Origin of the sequence: Oleiagrimonas sp. MCCC 1A03011, from assembly GCF_003267965.1 — a bacterium.
In the GTDB taxonomy this organism is placed as follows: domain Bacteria; phylum Pseudomonadota; class Gammaproteobacteria; order Xanthomonadales; family Rhodanobacteraceae; genus Oleiagrimonas; species Oleiagrimonas citrea.
In genome coordinates, this window is sequence record NZ_MSPY01000006.1 from 139,470 (window position 1) to 158,026 (window position 18,557).

Annotated in this window: 20 protein-coding genes; 16 read left to right on the forward strand and 4 right to left on the reverse strand. The window is 66.1% G+C overall.

Annotated elements, in window-relative coordinates; translation table 11 throughout:
- The first annotated feature begins 15 nt into the window (after positions 1–15).
- The 5 genes from BTJ49_RS12500 (at position 16) to BTJ49_RS12515 (ending at position 4,273) form a co-directional block, all read left to right on the forward strand.
- On the forward strand, positions 16–504 hold the full coding sequence (locus BTJ49_RS12500) for a DUF2244 domain-containing protein (protein WP_240151768.1): 489 nt from the start codon (positions 16–18) through the stop codon (positions 502–504).
- 145 nt (positions 505–649) lie between these two features.
- The gene (gene coxB / locus BTJ49_RS12505; protein ID WP_113065738.1) at positions 650–1,564 is read left to right on the forward strand and encodes a cytochrome c oxidase subunit II; all 915 of its coding nucleotides are present in this window, start codon (positions 650–652) and stop codon (positions 1,562–1,564) included.
- 31 nt (positions 1,565–1,595) lie between these two features.
- Entirely contained in the window at positions 1,596–3,215 is a 1,620-nt protein-coding gene (gene ctaD / locus BTJ49_RS12510; protein ID WP_113065739.1) for a cytochrome c oxidase subunit I, read from the forward strand.
- Between the two features lie 5 nt (positions 3,216–3,220).
- On the forward strand, positions 3,221–3,349 hold the full coding sequence (locus tag BTJ49_RS16055; RefSeq protein ID WP_255420387.1) for a hypothetical protein: 129 nt from the start codon (positions 3,221–3,223) through the stop codon (positions 3,347–3,349).
- 57 nt (positions 3,350–3,406) lie between these two features.
- Positions 3,407–4,273: a cytochrome c oxidase subunit 3 gene (locus BTJ49_RS12515; protein ID WP_113065740.1), complete on the forward strand. Its 867-nt coding sequence runs from the start codon at positions 3,407–3,409 to the stop codon at positions 4,271–4,273.
- 137 nt (positions 4,274–4,410) lie between these two features.
- On the opposite strand, the gene BTJ49_RS12520 is transcribed toward BTJ49_RS12515, so the two are convergent.
- The gene (locus BTJ49_RS12520) at positions 4,411–4,626 is read right to left on the reverse strand and encodes a twin transmembrane helix small protein (protein ID WP_206098413.1); all 216 of its coding nucleotides are present in this window, start codon (positions 4,624–4,626) and stop codon (positions 4,411–4,413) included.
- Positions 4,627–4,685: 59 nt separating this feature from the next.
- On the opposite strand from BTJ49_RS12520, the gene BTJ49_RS12525 reads away from it, so the two are divergent.
- From BTJ49_RS12525 to BTJ49_RS12575, 11 genes are all read left to right on the forward strand, one after another.
- Positions 4,686–5,423 carry an SURF1 family protein gene (locus tag BTJ49_RS12525; protein ID WP_113065742.1) on the forward strand — a complete coding sequence of 246 codons (738 nt, stop codon included), beginning with the start codon at positions 4,686–4,688 and terminating at the stop codon, positions 5,421–5,423.
- Complete coding sequence (locus BTJ49_RS12530) at positions 5,416–5,979, forward strand: hypothetical protein (RefSeq protein ID WP_113065743.1); 564 nt, start codon at positions 5,416–5,418, stop codon at positions 5,977–5,979. Before BTJ49_RS12525 ends, BTJ49_RS12530 begins: the two co-directional genes overlap by 8 nt.
- Entirely contained in the window at positions 5,979–7,136 is a 1,158-nt protein-coding gene (locus BTJ49_RS12535; protein ID WP_113065744.1) for a COX15/CtaA family protein, read from the forward strand. Before BTJ49_RS12530 ends, BTJ49_RS12535 begins: the two co-directional genes overlap by 1 nt.
- A 64-nt stretch (positions 7,137–7,200) precedes the next feature.
- The gene (locus BTJ49_RS12540) at positions 7,201–8,109 is read left to right on the forward strand and encodes a heme o synthase (RefSeq protein ID WP_255420388.1); all 909 of its coding nucleotides are present in this window, start codon (positions 7,201–7,203) and stop codon (positions 8,107–8,109) included.
- 26 nt (positions 8,110–8,135) lie between these two features.
- Positions 8,136–8,798, forward strand: a complete 663-nt coding sequence (locus BTJ49_RS12545; RefSeq protein WP_113065745.1) for a response regulator transcription factor — start codon at positions 8,136–8,138, stop codon at positions 8,796–8,798.
- Positions 8,785–10,179: a histidine kinase dimerization/phospho-acceptor domain-containing protein gene (locus BTJ49_RS12550; protein ID WP_113065746.1), complete on the forward strand. Its 1,395-nt coding sequence runs from the start codon at positions 8,785–8,787 to the stop codon at positions 10,177–10,179. Before BTJ49_RS12545 ends, BTJ49_RS12550 begins: the two co-directional genes overlap by 14 nt.
- 80 nt (positions 10,180–10,259) lie before the next feature.
- Positions 10,260–11,312 carry an efflux RND transporter periplasmic adaptor subunit gene (locus BTJ49_RS12555; protein ID WP_168184742.1) on the forward strand — a complete coding sequence of 351 codons (1,053 nt, stop codon included), beginning with the start codon at positions 10,260–10,262 and terminating at the stop codon, positions 11,310–11,312.
- A 1-nt stretch (position 11,313) separates the two neighbouring features.
- A complete protein-coding gene (locus BTJ49_RS12560; RefSeq protein ID WP_113065748.1) occupies positions 11,314–14,397 on the forward strand; it encodes a CusA/CzcA family heavy metal efflux RND transporter in 3,084 nt (1,027 codons plus the stop codon).
- Complete coding sequence (locus BTJ49_RS12565; protein ID WP_113065749.1) at positions 14,394–14,705, forward strand: DUF3240 family protein; 312 nt, start codon at positions 14,394–14,396, stop codon at positions 14,703–14,705. Before BTJ49_RS12560 ends, BTJ49_RS12565 begins: the two co-directional genes overlap by 4 nt.
- Entirely contained in the window at positions 14,702–16,015 is a 1,314-nt protein-coding gene (locus BTJ49_RS12570) for a TolC family protein (RefSeq protein WP_113065750.1), read from the forward strand. The genes BTJ49_RS12565 and BTJ49_RS12570 overlap by 4 nt, the downstream gene beginning before the upstream one ends.
- Before the next feature lie 83 nt (positions 16,016–16,098).
- Positions 16,099–16,407, forward strand: coding sequence for a hypothetical protein (locus BTJ49_RS12575; protein ID WP_113065751.1), 309 nt, complete (start codon positions 16,099–16,101; stop codon positions 16,405–16,407).
- A 24-nt stretch (positions 16,408–16,431) separates the two neighbouring features.
- Here BTJ49_RS12575 and BTJ49_RS12580 read toward each other — a convergent pair whose 3' ends face one another.
- Genes BTJ49_RS12580 through folE form a run of 3 tightly spaced genes read right to left on the reverse strand, consistent with a single transcriptional unit; the run spans position 16,432 to position 18,544 of the window.
- Positions 16,432–17,610 carry an NAD(P)/FAD-dependent oxidoreductase gene (locus BTJ49_RS12580; RefSeq protein WP_113065752.1) on the reverse strand — a complete coding sequence of 393 codons (1,179 nt, stop codon included), beginning with the start codon at positions 17,608–17,610 and terminating at the stop codon, positions 16,432–16,434.
- Entirely contained in the window at positions 17,607–17,951 is a 345-nt protein-coding gene (locus BTJ49_RS12585; RefSeq protein ID WP_240601829.1) for a hypothetical protein, read from the reverse strand. Before BTJ49_RS12585 ends, BTJ49_RS12580 begins: the two co-directional genes overlap by 4 nt.
- Positions 17,951–18,544 carry a GTP cyclohydrolase I FolE gene (folE, locus tag BTJ49_RS12590; protein ID WP_113065753.1) on the reverse strand — a complete coding sequence of 198 codons (594 nt, stop codon included), beginning with the start codon at positions 18,542–18,544 and terminating at the stop codon, positions 17,951–17,953. The genes BTJ49_RS12585 and folE overlap by 1 nt, the downstream gene beginning before the upstream one ends.
- Positions 18,545–18,557 lie beyond the last annotated feature (13 nt).

The window sequence follows — 18,557 nt, forward strand, 5'->3', positions numbered from 1 at the left end:
ACAGGCCATGAACGCATGATTGTCCTCGAGTCAACCACTGGGGAAGCGGCGCGCGTCACGATGTGGCTGCGGCCGAATCGCTCGCTTAGTCGGCGTGGTTTGCGTCGCTGGAGCGCGGTGCTGGTGGGGGTCACGGTTGCAGTCGCGACACTCTGCGCGCGTGCGGGCAATGTCTACGCCCCGCTGTTCGCGCTGGTCGAATCAGCCGCCGTGGTGTACGCCCTGACGCTGGCCTGGCGTGCCGGTGGTCGCAGCGAACGCATCACCATCGATGAACGTTCGCTGGAAGTGGAGAGCCTGCCCGGGCATCGCCGCGCGACGTTCCAGTCCTACTGGGTGCGTGTACGCATGCGGGAGTCCGGCAACAGGCAACGGCTTGTTCTCACTTCGCACGGAGGCGAGGTGGAAGTCGGTGCGTTCCTGGGGGAAGAGGAACGGGTCGATGCGATGCACAGATTGCGTGTGCTGCTGGCGCAACAGACCGCGCCGCGGCGCACCAACTGAACAATCGGCGATTCGGTGACCGTGGCGCAGCGGGGGTAGCATGCAGCGGTGCGGGTCCGGACGGGGGAAGCGGCGCTGCGTCGCGAACCGGTCGGCAGACGATCACGGTCTCGCCTGGCGGAAATTCAATTTCAGGGTGCAAGACATGAAATTTGGCGGCATTCGAGGACGAGCGACCACGTGGGCGGTGGCGGCAAGTGCGCTGCTCAGTGGCTCGGCGTGGGCCAATCCCCATCCGTGGCAGCTGAACCTGACCAAGGGCGTGACCCAGACCTCGCATGAGGTGTGGGACCTGAACATGGCTTCGTTCCTGGTCTGCGTCGTGATCGGCGTGATCGTGTTCGGCGCGATGATCATCGCCATGTTCCGCTTCCGCAAGTCCAAGGGTGCGGTGGCCGAGAAGTGGTCGCACAGCACCAAGCTGGAGCTGGTCTGGACCATCGTCCCGGTGCTGATCCTGATCGGCCTGGCCTGGCCGGCAACCAAGGTGCTGGTCAATACCACCGACACCGCTGACGCCCAGATGACCGTCAAGGTCACCGGCTATCAGTGGAAGTGGCGCTACGACTACGTCGACTACGACGGCAAGACCGTGAAGAAGGTCGGTTTCATGTCGCGTCTGGACAAGAAGAGCGACGCCACGCGTCAGCTCGACTCCGGCCTCGACCCGAAGGCGGTCGTCGACGCCAACGGCACCAACGACTATCTGCTCAATGTCGATCATCCGCTGGTGGTGCCCGCCGGCGTGAAGATCCGCTTCCTGATCACTGGCGGCGACGTCATCCATTCGTGGTGGGTGCCGGATCTGGGCTGGAAGATGGACGCCATCCCGGGCATCGTCAACGCCGCCTGGACCAAGATCAGCAAGCCCGGCATCTACCGGGGCCAGTGCGCCGAACTGTGCGGTCAGGACCACGGCTTCATGCCGATCGTGGTCAAGGCTGTGCCGAAGGCGCAGTTCGAGAAGTGGCTGGCCGCTCAGGAGAGCGCCGCGCAGCTCGACAAGGCTTCGCGCACCGCGCAGGCCGACAGCACGCCCGGCGACGACAGCCAGGGTTAACCGGACAAACTTTAGGCAGAGGTAGAAGGTCATGGCGCACGCAGCCTCCCAGGACCACCACGACGACCATCACGAGGCGCCCTCCGGGTTCTTCCGTCGCTGGTTCATGTCCACCAACCACAAGGACATCGGTACCCTGTACCTGATATTCGCCCTGCTGATGTTCTTCATCGGCGGTTCGATGGCGATGCTGATCCGCGCCGAGCTGTTCGAGCCCGGTCTGCAGCTGGTCCAGCCGTACTTCTTCAACGAACTGACCACCATGCACGCGCTGGTGATGATCTTCGGCGCGATCATGCCGGCCTTCGTCGGTCTGGGTAACTGGATGATCCCGTTGATGGTGGGCGCCCCCGACATGGCGCTGCCGCGCATGAACAACATGTCGTTCTGGCTGCTGCCGTTCGCCTTCACCATCCTGCTGTCCTCGTTCTTCCTGCCGGGCGGCGCGCCCGCCGGTGGCTGGACGATGTATCCGCCGCTGTCGATCCAGGGCGGCGATTCCATCGCGTTCCTGATCTTCTTCGTGCACGTGTCGGGCATCAGCTCGATCATGGGCGCGATCAACATCATCGCGACCATCCTCAACATGCGTGCGCCGGGCATGGATTTGCTGAAGATGCCGATCTTCGTCTGGACCTGGCTGATCACGGCGTTCCTGCTGATCGCGGTGATGCCGGTGCTGGCCGGCGCGGTGACCATGCTGCTGACCGACAAGTACTTCGGCACCAGCTTCTTCAATGCCGCAGGCGGCGGTGACCCGGTGCTGTTCCAGCACGTGTTCTGGTTCTTCGGGCACCCCGAGGTCTACATCATGATTCTGCCGGCGTTCGGCATCATCTCGGAGATTATCCCGACCTTCAGCCGCAAGCCGCTGTTCGGCTACAAGGCGATGGTGTACGCCACTGCGTCGATCGCGTTCCTGTCGTTCATTGTGTGGGCGCACCACATGTTCGCGGTCGGCCTGCCGTTGGGCGCCGAGCTGTTCTTCATGTACGCGACCATGCTGATCGCGGTGCCGACGGGTGTGAAGGTGTTCAACTGGGTCACCACGATGTGGAAGGGCTCGCTGACCTTCGAGACCCCGATGCTGTTCGCGGTCGCCTTCGTGATCCTGTTCACCATCGGCGGCTTCAGCGGCATCATGCTGGCGCTGGTGCCGGCCGACTTCCAGTACCAGGACACCTATTTCGTGGTGGCGCATTTCCACTACGTGCTGGTGACCGGTGCGGCGTTCTCGATCATGGCGGCGGTGTACTACTGGCTGCCGAAGTGGTCGGGCAACATGTATTCCGAGCGCTGGGGCAAGATCCACTTCTGGCTGAGCGTGGTCTCGGTCAACGTGCTGTTCTTCCCGCAGCACTTCCTGGGTCTGGCCGGCATGCCGCGTCGCATCCCGGACTACAACGTGGCGTTCGCCGATTTCAACATGATCAGCTCGATCGGCGGTTTCGTGTTCGGCGCCACCCAGCTGATCTTCGTCGGCGTCATCATCCACTGTGTGTTCTTCGCCAAGAAGAAGGCGACCGACCGCGTGTGGGAAGGCTCCAAGGGTCTGGAGTGGACCGTGCCGTCGCCGGCGCCGCATCACACCTTCGCGGTGCCGCCGGTGATCGATGACAGCCAGCTGGCCCACGGCGACGTGACGCATTGAGCGGCATGAATCGTCCGCAGCAGGCACAGTTCGATCCGGCCGAGCGGCGCGCTGCGGTGCGCCGCACGGTGGGGATTCTGGTCGCGGTGATCGTCGTGATCCTCGGATTGTTCCTGCTGCAGTTCATCGTCTGAAACGGATCGAGTGCATTGGGGCTTGCCCCGCCCAAGTTCATCACGGGAATTGAAACCATGGCTCAGCAAGGCGCCTACTACGTACCGCATCACAGCGTGTGGCCTATCGTCGGCTCCGTCGGCTTGTTCACCACCATGTTCGGCGCCGCGCACTGGCTGAACGACCAGGGTGCGCTTGGCCGCCCGATGTTCTTCATCGGTCTGGCCGTTGTGATCTTCACGCTGTTCGGCTGGTTCAGCTCGGTGATCCGCGAGTCGATCAAGGGCAACTACAACAGCCAGGTCGACGTTTCCTTCCGCATGGGCATGATGTGGTTCATCTTCTCGGAGGTGATGTTCTTCGCGGCGTTCTTTGGCGCGCTGTTCTACACCCGCGTGTTCTCGGTGCCGTGGCTGGGCGGCGAAGGACACGGCCTCTTCACCCATCACTACCTGTGGGATCAGTACGCGCCGGCATGGCCGACCAACGGCCCGGGCGATGTCGGCGGTCCGTTCAGCACGGTGTCGCCGTGGGGCCTGCCGCTGCTGAACACGCTGATCCTGCTGACCTCCAGCGTGACCATCACCATTGCTCACCACGCGCTGCGCGCCGGTCGTCGCAAGCAGCTGCTGGTGTTTCAGGCGCTGACTGTGCTGCTGGGCGCGACCTTCCTGTACTTCCAGGCGCATGAGTACATGGAGGCCTACGAGCATCTGAACCTGACGCTGCACAGTGGCGTGTACGGCTCGACCTTCTTCATGCTGACCGGCTTCCATGGCCTGCACGTGACCCTGGGCACGATCATGCTGATCGTGATCTGGTTCCGCTGCGCCAAGGGCCACTTCAGCAAGGAGAACCACTTCGGCTTCGAGGCCGTGGCGTGGTACTGGCATTTTGTCGATGTGGTCTGGCTGTGCCTGTTCCTGTTCGTCTACATCATGTAGCGGAACGCTTCCGCACCTACGAAAAACCCGCCGAATGGCGGGTTTTTCGTAGGTGCGAAAGCCAGGCGGTCGCGGTTACGCGACCAACTGTCGCGCCCCGCGAGCGTTCGGGCGTGCGGGGCGGTAGAATGTCGGGCTTATCCGCCGACGCCGTGCGGATGGATCCAGCCGGCCCAGATGCTGATGATGACCAGCACGATCGCCAGCAGCGACAGGGCGATGCGGCGGGTGAGCGCTTTCACGACCCGGTCGCTGTCACCGGACCCTTTCATCATGAAGAACAGCGCCTGGCCCAGATTGAAGATGACGATGGCCACCACGATCATGATGACCACTTTGGTTGCGGTTTCCACAGGATGATTCCAGTGCGACTCCAGTTCTGCAGTATAACGCCGCGATTGCAGGCCGCTGCATGATGGGTCTGCGCCGCCCTTCATGGTTCGCCGTGCTGCTGACGCTGGTCGGTGTGATGTTTTTCGTGCGACTGGGCATTTGGCAGCTGCATCGCGCCGCCGAGAAGGAAGTGTTGCTGCGACGCTTCGCCACAGCGGCGTCCGCACCGATCCAGGATTTTTCCACCGTGCAGCGCGGGGCGTTGCCCGAACGCTACCCGCATCTGCAGGTACGAGGGCATTTCGTGCCTGGGCGCAGCTACATGCTGGACGACCAGAATCACGGGCATCGCCCGGGCGTGCAGGTCTATGCGCCGTTCCGCCCCGACGGCTATGCGCGCCTGGTGCTGGTCGACCTGGGTTTTCTGCCCCGCGAAGGTCCAGACCTGAAGCTGCCGCAGCTGCCGCCGATCAAGCCGGGCGAAACGACGTTGCGTGGCATCTATGTGCCGCCGCCGGCGGCGGGTCTGAAGCTGGGTGGCGACGCGTTGAAGAAACAGCAGACGTGGCCGAAGCTGACGACCTACATCGACCTGAATCAGATTGCCACGGATCTCGACGCCAAACTGTATCCGCGTGCGCTGCTGCTCGATCCCGACCCGGCGGCGGCCTACGTGCGCGAGTGGACGCCGGGCTTCATGCCGCCGGCGCGGCATTACGGCTATGCCTTCCAGTGGTTCGCCTTCGCCGTCGCGGCGCTGGCGATCTTCGTGATCCTTCATCGAAAGAAGGACGAAACCGGAGACGACGATGAATGAACCCCGCGCCGACGCGCGCAAGATGAGTCGCATCAAGCTGCTGCTGGTGGCGTCGGTGTTCGCCGCACCGCTGCTGGTCGCGATGGTGCTGACGCTGGTCGGCTGGCAGCCGGGTACGAGCAGCCATGGTGCGGCGATTAAGCCGCAGCGCAGCTTCGCCAAGATCGACATCCGTCTCGCCGACGGCAAGAACTATCCGTGGAAGGACAGCGAGCCGCGCATGACATTGCTGGCGCTGCCCGGCAGCGACTGCATGGACAACTGCATGCGCCTGTTGCACCTGATGAGCAATGCGCGCATCACCCTGAACAAGAACGCCGACCGGCTGCGCCTGCTCTACGTGGGCGAGCCGCCGCACGGTCCGAAGGCGGCGGCGGTGATGCGGGACTGGCAGATCGGTAGCGACGTCGGCGACAAGCTGGCCTCGTTCCGCCCGCGTGGTCCGGACAGCGTGGCCGCGATTCTGGTCGAGTCCAACGGCACGGCATTGACGCTGTACCGGGCCGGCTTCGATCCGAATGGTCTGAAGAAAGATCTGCAGAAGGTGATCCGCTGATGCTGCGTGCCATTTCCCGTCTTTCGTGGCCGGCGCGGCTGGCCTGGTTCGCCGCTATCTTCGCGTTCGGCGTGGTCATGTTCGGCGCCTTCGTGCGCCTGTCCAACGCCGGCCTGTCGTGCCCGGACTGGCCGACCTGCTATGGCCAGATCGCCTGGCCGCACCACGCGCATGAAGTCGCGCAGGCCGATGCGGCCTTCCCGCAGCGACCGGTGGAGCCGGGCAAGCCCTGGCGCGAGCAGTTCCATCGCATGATCGCCGGCACGCTCGGCGTGCTGGTGCTGACGCTGGCGCTGGTGGCCGTCTGGCGTCGCCGGTGGGCGCGTTGGGCGGTGATCGGCAGCGCTGTCGCGGCGGCGCTGGGCACGGGCATGTACATCGGTGGCGAGCATGTGGTGTCGTCGGTGCTTGCGGCGGTCGCCATCGCCGCGCCGCTGTTCGTGGCGGCGAAGCTGACCCGTGCGCCGCCATGGCGCATCGCCGTGGTCGCGCTGGCGCTGGTGATCTTCCAGGCCATGCTCGGCATGTGGACGGTGACGCTGCTGCTCAAGCCGATCGTGGTCACCGGCCATCTGCTCGGCGGCATGGCGACGTTCGCCCTGCTGGGCTACATCGCCCTTCGACTGACGCCGATCGGCGCCGTGGGCGAGGAGCATGCGCGGCTGCGCCGGTTCGTGGCGGTCGGCATCGTGCTGCTGGCGGCGCAGATTTTCCTTGGCGGCTGGACCAGCACCAACTACGCGGCACTGGCCTGCGGCGTGGGCGACAGCGCCTTTCCGCATTGCCTGGGGCAGTGGTGGCCGGCGACCGATTTCCACCAGGGCTTTGTCCTGTGGCGCGGCATCGGGGTGAACTACGAGGGCGGCATCCTCGACGGGCCGGCGCGCACCGCGATCCAGATGGCGCACCGCATCGGCGCGCTGGTGGTGTTTGTGTACCTGGGCTGGTTGTCGCACAAGGTCGCCCGCGCCGGCCTGCGCGGGTTCGGCATCGCCATCGGCGCGACCCTGATCGCGCAGGTGCTGCTGGGCATCAGCAATGTGCATTTCGGTCTGCCGCTGCCGGTGGCGACCGCGCACAACGGCATGGCTGCGCTGCTGCTGTTCAGCCTGTTGGCGACCCTGGCGCGGACCCAGAAGCGGCTCGAAGCCGTGTAGACTGTGCGGTTCGCGCGTGACGGTCGCTGACCGCTGCGCGCGCCGCAAGCCGACCGGAGCCGCCGTGAAGATGCCATTCGCCGAATACTGGGAGCTGACCAAGCCACGCGTCGTCGCGTTGCTGGTGTTCTGCGCCGTGATCGGCATGTTCCTGGCCGTGCCCGGGCTGCCCCCGCTCAAGCCGTTGGTGTTCGGCTCGCTGGGCATCTGGATGGCCTCGGCGTCGGCGGCGGCCTTCAACCATCTCATCGACGAGCGCATCGACAAGCTCATGAGCCGCACCGCGCACCGTCCGCTGGCGACTGGCCAGCTGCGGGGGCGTCAGGTGTTCGCCTTCGCGTTTGCGCTGGGCGTGGTGTCGATGCTGATCCTGGTGTTCCTGGTCAACTGGATGACGGCGGCGCTGACCTTCGCCTCGCTGATCGGCTACGCGGTGATCTACACCGCGTTCCTGAAGCGCGCCACGCCGCAGAACATTGTCATCGGCGGCATCGCCGGCGCCGCACCGCCGCTGCTGGGCTGGTCGGCGATCACTGGCATGACCGGCGAGCGCGACTGGGCCTATGCACTGCTGCTGGTGCTGATCATCTTCGTGTGGACGCCGCCGCATTTCTGGGCACTGGCGATCTTCCGCCGCGAAGACTACTCGCGTGCGCAGGTGCCGATGCTGCCGGTCACGCACGGCGTGCACTACACGCGCTGGCATGTGCTGTTCTATACCATCCTGCTGGTGGTGGCGACGCTGCTGCCTGTGCTGACCGGCATGAGCGGCGTGCTGTACCTGGGCGGCGCGATGGTGCTGGGCGGCGGCTTCCTGTATTACGCCGTGCGCCTGATGAATCCGCCGGACGAGTTCTATCCGATGAAGGTGTTCCGCTACTCGATCACCTACCTGATGGCGCTGTTCGCCTTCCTGCTGCTCGATCACTGGCTGGTCGACCCGATGGTGCATCTGGGCACGATGGCCGGCTAGGATGGACTGAACGAGGGAGGCACGGCATGCGTCTGCTGGTGGTCGAGGATTCGCCGAACCTGGGACGCGACCTGCGCGAATCGCTGGCGCGGGACGGACATGCCGTGGATCTCGCCGCCGACGGCGCCCAGGCGCAGCAGTTTCTGGCCAGTTATGCCTACGACGCCGTGGTCCTGGACCTGATGATGCCGCGTGTGGACGGCTGGGCGGTGCTGCGCTGGCTGAACGGCCGTGAGCCGCGACCGCGGGTTCTGGTGCTGTCGGCACGCGATCAGGTCGAGGATCGCATCGAGGCGTTGCATCTGGGCGCTGACGACTACATGGTCAAGCCGTTCTCCTACGAGGAACTGACCGCCCGCCTGCAGGCGCTGGCGCGGCGCAGCGTGCAGTCGGATCCCGTGCTGCGCCTGGGCGCGGTGGAGATCGATCCGCGCGCGCGGCAGGTGCGCGTGGACGGCGAGGTGCTGGCGCTGACGCCGAAGGAATACGCCTTGCTGGAGACTCTGAGTACCGAGCGCGGGCGGGTCATGACGCGGACGGCGCTGTTCGAGCATCTGTACGATGCGCGCAGTGAATCCTCGGACAAGGTCATTGAGGTGCTGGTCAGCACGCTGCGCGGGAAACTGTCCAAGGCCGGGGTGACCGACCTGGTCCAGACTCGCCGAGGGTACGGTTATGTGGTCGAGTGAACGGCACCCGCTTTCGATCCGCCTACGCCTGCTGCTGTTTCTTTTCGCCGGTCTGGGCATCGTCATGCTCGGGCTTTTTCTGCTGCTCGATCGCGGACTGGATCGGCAGATCTACGGACGGCTCGATGAAGGCCTGAAAGCCCGCGCGCATGCGATCACGGTGCTGCTGGAGTCGCGCCCGACCCAGGAAGCGCTGGCGGAGCTGCAGGCGATGAGTCCGGAGTACGCCGGCGGCGGGCATACCGACTTCCTGCAACTGTGGGATGCGTCGGGACACACGCTGCTGACGTCGGGGAGCAATCGCGACGCCAAGCTGACGCCGCCGGATGCGGTGCCGGCCAACGCGCCGTATTACTACGATCTGGTGCTTCCCGATGGGCATCACGGCCGTGCGATCGCTGTGCGTGTGACGCTGCAGGGGCGCAGCGGCGACGCCATTCTCGCCGTGGCCGAGGAGCGCGAGCAGGTCGATGCGCTCGAGCGGCAGGTGCACGTCGCGCTGGTGAGCGGCGTGATGCTGACATCGTTGATGGCCGTGGTGCTGGCTTTCCTGGCCGTTCGCGGCGGCCTGCGCCCTTTGCTCGCGTTCGGCGGTGCTGCACGGGACGGGGCCGAGTCGGCGGACCTGCAGGCGGACACGCTGCCGCGCGAACTGCGTCCGTTGGCGCATGCGCTGAACGATGCATTCGGCGGTCTGCGTCGCGCGCTGCAGCGGGAGCGCCGTTTCGCGCGCGACGTGGCGCATGAACTGCGCACGCCGCTGGCCGAAATCCGTACCGCGGTGGAGTTGGCGCGCCGCGATGCGCAGGCGTCGCCGGCGTTGGAAGGAGCGCTGGACTCCACCGAGCGCATGAGCCGGTGCATCGACGGTCTGCTGTCCCTGTCTCGCTATGAGTCGGGCATGCAGGAAGCCCAGCTCGAGCCGGTCGATCTGTCGGCGTCGGTGCAACGTTCCCTGCAACTGGCCGCCGGCTCGGCGCAACGGCGGCGTGTGCGCATGCATCTGGATGCGCCGCCTGAATGCTGGACGCAGACCGACCCGGCGCTGCTCGAGCGCGTGATCGACAATCTGTTGTTGAACGCCGCCGATTACACCCCGGAAGGCAGTGAGGTGCTGGTGCGACTGAGATGTGCGGGGACGCACGTCGATGTGCGCATCGGCAATCCGGCGCCGGACCTGGAGCCGGGCGATCTGCAGCGTTTCGGCGAACGCTTCTGGCGCAAGTCGCCCGCGCGTGAGGCCAGTCGTCATGGAGGGCTGGGTTTGGCGCTGGCGCAGAGTCTGGCCGAGGTGCTCGGGCTGCGTCTGGATTTCCGTCTGGACGGTGGCTGGCTGTGGGCCGAACTGGGCGGTCTGAATCGTCTGGACGTGCCCGATTGAGGGCTTTGGCGGCATCTTAAGCTTGTTCAAAGCCGATCTCCGGATCCTCGATCATACGGATGGATATATCGAGGTTCGTCATGCGTCGAGGTTTGCTGGCCGGCCTGCTGCTGGCTGTTTTCGCGAGTCCCGTGATGGCCGGGACGCTGTTGAAGGTCTCCGCTTCGCAGCGTCAGGCCATGGGCATTCGTACGGCCGCGGTGAAAGCGGCGGGACACGTGCCGGTGGACGGCCTGCCGGCGACGGTACGCGCGCCGCTGCACGAGAGTGCCGTGGTCACGGCGCCCTATGCCGGCATCACGGTCGCAGTGCTGGCGCGCGAGGGCGCGCAGGTCGAGCGCGGTCAGCCGCTGGCGCGCATTCAGAGCCGCGAGGCGATGCGACTGGGCGCTGATCTGGCCTCGGCGCAGGGCGACTATCGTGTGGCTCGTGCGCAGGCCGAGCGCGATCGTCAGCTGCTGGCCGAGGGCATCATCCCTTCGAGCCGTGCGCAGGCCGCGGATGCGCGTCGCGATGCGGCCGCGGCGCGTCTGCAGGAATTGAAGGCGGCCCGGGCCATGGCGCCGAAAGCGGCCGGAGCGGCGCCGGGCACCTATGAATTGCGTTCGCCCTTGGCGGGGCGTGTCATCGAGCGCAGTCTGCGCCTGGGCGAGCCGGTTGCGGCGCTGGACAAGGCGTTCATGGTCGCCGAGCCCGGCCGCGGCATGCTGGAAATGCAGGTGCCGGCCCGGTACGCCTCGCGTCTGCGACCGGGATTGCCGGTGCGTACCGCCGACGGGGCGTCCGGCACGCTGAGCGAAATCGGCGCGGCGATCGATCGCGCCAGCCAGACGGTGCTGGTGCGCGCCAGCGTGAAGGGCGAAATGCTGCTGCCCGGCCAGCAGACCAGCGCCACGATCCAGCTGCCGCCGCCGGCGCACGCCTGGACACTGGCGTCCGACGCCGTGGCCGACTTCGACGGCCGCAAGATCGTGTTCGTCGACAGGGGTACGGGTTTCGAGGCCGTGCCGGTGGCGGTGCAGGCACAGACTGGAGCGGGCCGCAGCGTGGTCACCGGCGCATTGGCTGCGGACAGCCGCGTGGTGATCGCGGGTGCGGGCGCCCTGAAGGCCATGCTGGTGGCGGGAGAGTGACATGCTGCAGCGCCTGATCGGATTCTCTCTGTCGCAGCGACTGCTGGTGCTCCTGGGCGCACTGGCGATCGTCGGTGCGGGCGTGTGGGCCTATTTGAAGCTGCCCATCGATGCCTATCCGAACATCGCCCCCACGCAGGTCAAGCTGATTCTGAAGGCGCCGGGCATGACGCCGGAGGAAGTCGAGACGCGCGTGGTGGTGCCGCTGGAAATGGAGCTTCTGGGCATTCCGCATGCGCAGATGCTGCGTTCGACGTCGAAGTACGCGATCGCCGATGTCACGCTCGATTTCGACGAAGGCACCGACATCTACTGGGCGCGGCAGCAGGTTTCCGAGCGTTTCGCGGCCGCGGCCGGAGAGCTTCCCGGCGATGTCAGCGGCGGTCTGGCACCGATCGCCACGCCGTTGTCGGACATGTTCATGTTCACGATCGAAGGCGGAGGCCTGAGTCTGGCCGAGCGCCGCACGCTGCTGGATTGGACCATCCGTCCGGCGCTGCGGACGATTCCGGGCGTGGCCGATCTGAACGCGCTGGGCGGCAAGGTGCGTACTTTCCTGGTGACGCCGGACCGCGCGCGTCTGTCCGCCGCCGGCCTGCATTTTCGCGATGTGGTCGATGCGATCGAACGCAACAATCGCAATGACGGTTCCGGTCGCCTGCGCGATGGTGACGATGCGCTGATCGTGCGTGCCGAGGGCGCGGTTTCTACCCTGGACGATCTGCGGCGCGTGGTCGTGGCGACCCGGGACGGCATGACGCTGCGCGTGGATGATCTGGCCCGCGTCAGTTACGGGAGTCTGACCCGATACGGTGCAGTCACTCGCGATGGCCTCGGTGAGGCGGTGGAAGGACTGGTGGTCGGACTGCGCGGCGCCGATGCCTCGAAGGTGGTCGACGCCGTGCGTGCGCGCCTGGACCAGTTGCAGTCGAGCCTGCCGAAGGGTGCGCGCATCGAAGTGTTCTACGATCGCGGCGCATTGATCGAGCGCGCCGTGGACACCGTGCGCAGCGCGCTGATCGAGGCCACCGTGCTGGTGGTGATCCTGCTTCTGCTGTTCCTCGGTGACGTCCGCGCTGCGGTAGTGGTGTCGCTGACCCTGCCGCTGGCGGTGCTGATCGCGTTCCTGATGATGCATGTGTTCGGTCTCAGCGCGAACCTGATGAGCCTGGGTGGCCTGGCCATCGCGATCGGCCTGCTGGTTGATGCCGCGGTGGTGGTGGTGGAGAACACCGTCAGCCACCTGGTGCCCGGACGCAGTGCCAGCGAGTTGCCAAAACCGCATCGCATCTATCGCGCGGTGGGCGAGGTGGCGAGCCCGGTGGTTTCGGGCATTGCCATCATCTGCCTAGTGTTCATGCCGCTGCTGACGCTGCAGGGACTGGAAGGAAAGCTGTTCGGTCCGGTGGCGATGACCATCATTTTCGCGTTGGCCGCTTCGCTGCTGCTGTCGATGACTGTGGTGCCGGTTCTGTGCTCGATGCTGCTGCGCGAGCGGCCGCACAAGGAGCCGTGGCTGATGCGTCAGATCGAACGCGGCTATCGGCCGCTGCTCGACTGGTCGCTGAAGCACACGCGCTGGATGGGGGCGATCGCCGGCGTTGCGCTGGTACTCGGTGTGCTGGCCTATGTCGGTACCGGCAAGACCTTCATGCCGACCATGGACGAAGGCGACGTGCTGATGCAGCTGACCAAGCAGCCGTCGATCAGCCTGCAGGCATCGCGCGATCAGGACATGGCCATCGAGCGCGCGATCAAGGCGCGTATTCCGGAAGTCGCGCACGTGGTCGCCCGACTGGGTTCGGACGAGCTGGGTCTGGACCCGATGAGCCTCAATGAGACCGACATGTTCCTCGAGCTCAAGCCGAAGGCGAGCTGGCGCGTGCCCGACAAGGTCTGGCTGGAAGATCAGTTGCGCGCGGTGATGAAGGATTTTCCCGGCATCGAGTACGGTTTCACCCAGCCGATCCAGATGCGCGTTTCGGAGATGCTGACGGGCAGCCGCGGCGACATCGCGGTGAAGGTGTTCGGTCCGGATCTGTCCACGCTCAACCAGATTGCCAACCGCATTGCCGCGATGTTGCAGAAGACGCCGGGCGGTCAGGACGTGATCGCGCAGACGCAGGAGGGCGTGCGCTACCTGGGCGTGCGCATTGACCGTCAGGCGGCCGGTCGTCATGGGCTGGATGTGTCGGCGGTCCAGGACGAATTGCGCGGTCAGCTGGAGGGCATGCGTGCCGGGACCGTGCTGGAACAGCAGCGTCGCGTCCCGGTTCTGGTCCGCGGCGACGCCCGCATGGCCGACACGCCGACCCTGTTCGAGCGCATGAACTTGGCGACCCCCGATGGCGGACAGGTGCCGCTGGATCGCATCGCCGCACTCAAGGCGACCACGGGTCCGGTGCAGATCCGGCGCGAGAACGGATCGCGTTTCGCCCTGGTGCAGGCCAATGTAGCCGGGCGCGATCTGGTCGGTTTCGTCGACGAAGTGCGGGCTGCGGTCGAGCGCGATATTCATTTGCCGACCGGCTACAGCGTGACCTGGGGTGGCCAGTTCGAGAACCAGCAGCGGGCCGCTGCGCGCTTGACGCTGGTGATCCCGGTCTCGCTGGCGTTGATCTTCCTGGTGCTGTTCTCCACGTTCGGCTCGATTCGCCAGGCCGTGCTGATCCTCTGCAATGTGCCGTTCGCGCTGGTCGGCGGCATCGTCGCATTGTGGCTTTCGGGGCAGTACCTCTCGGTGCCGGCCTCGGTCGGATTCATCGCGCTGCTGGGCATTGCGGTATTGAACGGTCTGGTCCTGGTCTCCTATTTCAATCAGCTCCGCGCCACCGGCATGGCCATGAACGAGGTGGTCCGCGAGGGTGCGCTGCGTCGTCTGCGGCCGGTGATGATGACCGCTTCCATCGCCGCGCTCGGTCTGGTGCCGCTGCTGTTCGCCAGCGGTCCCGGCTCGGAAGTGCAGAAGCCGCTGGCCATCGTGGTGATCGGCGGCCTGGTGACCTGCACGGCATTGACCCTTCTGCTGCTGCCGACCCTGTTCCGCCGCTTCGGTGAGGCGCGTCGGGTGGAGAAGAACGCATGAACGTGAAACTGAAACGTTTGACCATCCTGTCGCCGCGGGATCTCGAGGATCCCGTACTGGAGACGCTGCTGGAGATGCAACCGGCACTGCCGGGTTTCACCACGCTGGCGGTCTCCGGGCACGGGGAGAGTTTCGAGGGCGCGCGTGCGCAGGAGCAGGTGCGCGGGCGCATCGATCGCAGCATGGTCTGGCTGGTGCTGCCGGAAGAGGACGTGGAACGCACGCTCACGCAGTTGAGCCGGAGCATGCCGCATCCGGACATCATCTGGTGGGTGGAACCCGTGGATGCGATGGGGAAACTGGCATGAAGCGCAGCTTTTTGTGTTCAATGATGTTCGTGATCGCGCTGATTCCGGTGTCGTCCTGGGCGCAGCATAAGGAGTCCGCAGCGAAGCCTTCGTCGCTGCCACCGGCTTCCCTGGCGCTACGCGCGATCGAACGGACGCCCGAAGTGCAGTTAGCCGCGGCGGCTCTGGCGCGTGCGGAAGCCGATGCGCGCCTGCGCAGGGTGGGGCCGCACGAATTCCAGCTCAGCGCGATCCCGCAGCGTCGCCGTGTCGAGGGAGGCCCCACGTTCAACGAGTGGGAAGCCGAAATCAGTCGTGCCGTGCGCTGGCCGGGCAAGGCGCGGCTGGACCGCGAGATCGGTCAGTACGGCGTGGAGGCGGCGCAGTTGAATCTGGCCGATGCTCATCATGCCGGTGCGCGTCGGTTGCTGGCGCTGTGGGCTATGTGGCAGCGCGCCAGCGTGACGGCGCGGCAGCAGCACCTGCAGGTTGATGTGTGGGAGCGCGATCGCAAGGCCATCGCCCGCCGTGTCGAACTGGGCGATGCCGCGTTGCGCGACCGCGTTGCCGCCGATGCCGCGCTGGCGCAGGCACGTGCCGCGGCGCTTCAAGCCGATGCTGACGAGGCTTCGGCGCGACGGATGCTGCAGAGCGCCTTTCCGGGGCTGCCGCTTCCGCCGCGCGTCCGACTGGATGCCATGCCTCCCGAGCTGAGCGGCACGAATCTGCATTGGAGTCAGCTCATCGTGCAGCGCAGTCATGAGATCGGCGCCGCGGAAGCCGTGGTGCGCATGCGCGAATCCGAAGCGCGCCGCGCTCGCGCTGACCGCCTGGCGGACCCGACTGTGGGTGTGCGCGTGCTGAATGATCTCGGTGGGCGCGAGCGTGCGGTGGGCCTGGTCTTCAGCATGCCCATCGGCGTGCGGCAGCGGGGTGCGAAGGCGGCCGCCGCCGATGCCGATGCGCTCAGCGCACAGGCTGATTCGGCCATGGTGCAGCGCGATGTCTCCCGCGATGCGCGCGAAGTGGTGGCGCGCGCACGCTCGGCGCGTGCCGTCTGGCGCAGCCGCGAGCAGGCGCTGAAGGCGGCTGACGACAGTGCGGCCAAGGCGGAGCGCGCCTATGCATTGGGTGAGAGCGGTCTGGCCGAATTGCTGGCGGCTCGTCGCACGGCGCTCGATGCGGCGCTGGCCGAGCGTCGAGCCGCGGTCGACGCGCTGGAGGGTGTCGCGCGGGTGCGCATCGATGCGCACGAAATGTGGCATCACCATACCGGCGGTTCGGATCCCGATGAGCATGCGGGCGAGGCTATGCATCTGCCCGACCTGTGATCGTCATTGGTCAGTCGCCTTTTCGGTCGTTATCCTCATGCTGAATCGTTTGAAGGATTCTGCTACACGAAAAAGGAGACGCCATGGCAATGGAACGAATCAGCATCATCGTCGCGGCAGCACTCGGTGTGTTGGCGTTTTCGACGACGGCAGTGCGTAGCGCACCGGTTCTGGACAGTGCGGGAACGTCGCGGTCCGAGCACGCCACGCCGCCGTCCTTCAGTCAGCTGGACCGCAACCACGATGGCCGTCTGATGCGTTCGGAGGTGCCGCATGACATGCACCGGCTCCGGCGCCACTTCCGGCAGTACGATCGTGACGGCAACGGTTCGCTGTCCAAGCACGAATACAACGCGTTTGCGCATCCGAAGGTGTATCGGAAGATCGAGTGATGGCTCTAGCGGGTCGAGCTCGCGCTAGACGGCCAAGCCCGCGGCGTGACCCGACGCCCAGGCCCACTGGAAGTTGTAGCCGCCCAGCCAGCCGGTGACGTCCACGACCTCGCCGATGAAATACAGGCCGGGCGTACTGCGCGATGCCATCGTTTTCGACGAGAGACCGTCGGTATCGACGCCGCCGAGCGTGACTTCCGCGGTGCGGTAGCCCTCACTGCCGCTGGCCACGATGGGCCAGTCCTGCAGGCGCTGGCCGATGCGCTGCAGGTCCGCGGCCGGGTACTGGCGCAGCGGACGGCTGCCGAAGTCGAGTTCGCACAGTCGTTGTGCAAGGCGTTTGGGCAGGCGTTCGGACAGTGTGGTCTTGAGTTCGCGGTCCGGGCGCGCATGGCGCTCGGCGGCGAGCCAGGCTTCAGCATCTTCGCCGGGAAGAAAATCGAGGTGCACGGTCTCGCCGGGGTGCCAGTACGAGGACACCTGCAGGATGGCCGGTCCGCTCACGCCCCGGTGCGTGAACAGGAGACCGGCGCGGAAGGCTTTTCGCTCGCTGCGCGCTTCGACTTCCGGCACGGCGACGCCGGACAGGTCCCGATAGCGATCCAGGTGCTTGCCGCTCAGCGTCAGCGGCACCAGACCGGCTCGTGTCGGCAGCACGGTGTGCCCGAACTGTCTCGCCAGGTCGTAGCCGAAGCCGCTGGCGCCCATGCTCGGGATCGACAGTCCGCCGCTGGCGACCACCAAGGATGTACAGGTCATCGGACCGTGCGTGGTGCGCAGCGCGAAACCTTCGCCGGTGCGTTGCACCTTCTCGATGGTGCAGCGGGTGCGGATGTCCACGCCGGCCTGCGCGCATTCGTCCAGCAGCATGCGCACGATCAGCTTCGAGGAGATGTCGCAGAACAGCTGTCCGCGTTCCTTCTCGTGGTAGGCGATGCCGTGCTTCTCGACCAGGGCGATGAAGTCGTGCGGCGTGTAGCGCGCCAGTGCGGACTTGGCGAAGTGCGGGTTGGCGGACAGGTAGTTGTCCGGCGTCACGCCAAGATTGGTGAAGTTGCAGCGTCCGCCGCCGGACATGAGGATCTTCTTGCCGACGCGATTGGCGTGGTCGAGCACGGTGACACGGCGGCCGCGCTGACCGGCGACGAGGGCGCACATGAGTCCCGCGGCGCCGCCGCCGATGACGATGACATCGGTGTTCATCGTGGTGGTGCGGCCAGTTCGCGCGCGTCGAGAAAGCCGTCGTGGTTGGCGTCCTGGCGCTGGAAGGTCGCGGCGAGATTATGGCGGTACTGCGCCAGCGTGATCGCGCCGTGGCGGCGCGGGCCGGGCGGCTGCTCGGCGACCTCGATCACGTCGTCGTGATTGCGGTCCATGCTGCGGAAGCCCTGGCTCATGTGCGCCTGGTATTCGGCCAGGCTGACGCGGCCATCGCCGTTGCGGTCCATGATGCGCACGTAGGCGCCGAGTGTGGTGGGATGCCTGGCCAGCGCCAGCGCGGGCGTCAGCAGGGACGCCGCCAACAGCAGGCGCAGGCCGTGCATCAGTGCCCGTCGATGTCGATGAAGCGCAGGAACTCGGCGCGGGTGCGCGCGTCCTCGCGGAAGGTGCCGAGCATCTGGCTGGTCACCATGGACACGCCGCGCTTGTGCACGCCGCGCGTGGTCATGCACTCGTGGCTGGCGTCGATGACCACGCCGACACCGCGCGGCTGCAGCGTCTCCAGAATGCAGTGGGCGATCTGCGCGGTGAGCTTTTCCTGCACCTGGAAGCGCCGCGCGAAGCCGTCCACCACGCGCGCCAGTTTGCTGATGCCGACGACCTTCTTGTCCGGCAGGTAGCCAACGTGGGCGCGGCCGATGATCGGCGCCATGTGGTGTTCGCAGTGACTCTCGAATTCGATGCCGCGCAGCACCACCAGTTCGTCGTAGCCCTCGACTTCCTCGAAGGTACGGCGCAGGTACTCGCCGGGATCTTCCTCGTAGCCGGAGAACCAGTCGCGATAGGCCTTCACCACGCGCTTGGGCGTATCCAGCAGGCCTTCGCGCGAAGGGTCTTCGCCAGCCCAGCGCAGCAGCACGCGGACGGCGTCCTCGGCCTGTTCGCGGGTGACGTCGGAATGGGTCGGGTCGCTCATGGTGAATCCTTTG

Bases quoted from the DNA above. Each gene is read 5' to 3' on its own strand.
- BTJ49_RS16055 (WP_255420387.1), top strand. From the start codon at position 3,221: ATGAATCGTCCGCAGCAGGCACAGTTCGATCCGGCCGAGCGGCGCGCT.
- BTJ49_RS12530 (WP_113065743.1), top strand. From the start codon at position 5,416: ATGAATGAACCCCGCGCCGACGCGCGCAAGATGAGTCGCATCAAGCTG.
- BTJ49_RS12515 (WP_113065740.1), top strand. From the start codon at position 3,407: ATGGCTCAGCAAGGCGCCTACTACGTACCGCATCACAGCGTGTGGCCT.
- coxB (WP_113065738.1), top strand. From the start codon at position 650: ATGAAATTTGGCGGCATTCGAGGACGAGCGACCACGTGGGCGGTGGCG.
- BTJ49_RS12545 (WP_113065745.1), top strand. From the start codon at position 8,136: ATGCGTCTGCTGGTGGTCGAGGATTCGCCGAACCTGGGACGCGACCTG.
- BTJ49_RS12575 (WP_113065751.1), top strand. From the start codon at position 16,099: ATGGCAATGGAACGAATCAGCATCATCGTCGCGGCAGCACTCGGTGTG.
- BTJ49_RS12560 (WP_113065748.1), top strand. From the start codon at position 11,314: ATGCTGCAGCGCCTGATCGGATTCTCTCTGTCGCAGCGACTGCTGGTG.
- folE (WP_113065753.1), bottom strand. From the start codon at position 18,544: ATGAGCGACCCGACCCATTCCGACGTCACCCGCGAACAGGCCGAGGAC.
- BTJ49_RS12550 (WP_113065746.1), top strand. From the start codon at position 8,785: ATGTGGTCGAGTGAACGGCACCCGCTTTCGATCCGCCTACGCCTGCTG.
- BTJ49_RS12565 (WP_113065749.1), top strand. From the start codon at position 14,394: ATGAACGTGAAACTGAAACGTTTGACCATCCTGTCGCCGCGGGATCTC.
- BTJ49_RS12500 (WP_240151768.1), top strand. From the start codon at position 16: ATGATTGTCCTCGAGTCAACCACTGGGGAAGCGGCGCGCGTCACGATG.
- BTJ49_RS12580 (WP_113065752.1), bottom strand. From the start codon at position 17,610: ATGAACACCGATGTCATCGTCATCGGCGGCGGCGCCGCGGGACTCATG.
- BTJ49_RS12585 (WP_240601829.1), bottom strand. From the start codon at position 17,951: ATGCACGGCCTGCGCCTGCTGTTGGCGGCGTCCCTGCTGACGCCCGCG.
- BTJ49_RS12555 (WP_168184742.1), top strand. From the start codon at position 10,260: ATGCGTCGAGGTTTGCTGGCCGGCCTGCTGCTGGCTGTTTTCGCGAGT.
- ctaD (WP_113065739.1), top strand. From the start codon at position 1,596: ATGGCGCACGCAGCCTCCCAGGACCACCACGACGACCATCACGAGGCG.
- BTJ49_RS12570 (WP_113065750.1), top strand. From the start codon at position 14,702: ATGAAGCGCAGCTTTTTGTGTTCAATGATGTTCGTGATCGCGCTGATT.
- BTJ49_RS12525 (WP_113065742.1), top strand. From the start codon at position 4,686: ATGATGGGTCTGCGCCGCCCTTCATGGTTCGCCGTGCTGCTGACGCTG.
- BTJ49_RS12535 (WP_113065744.1), top strand. From the start codon at position 5,979: ATGCTGCGTGCCATTTCCCGTCTTTCGTGGCCGGCGCGGCTGGCCTGG.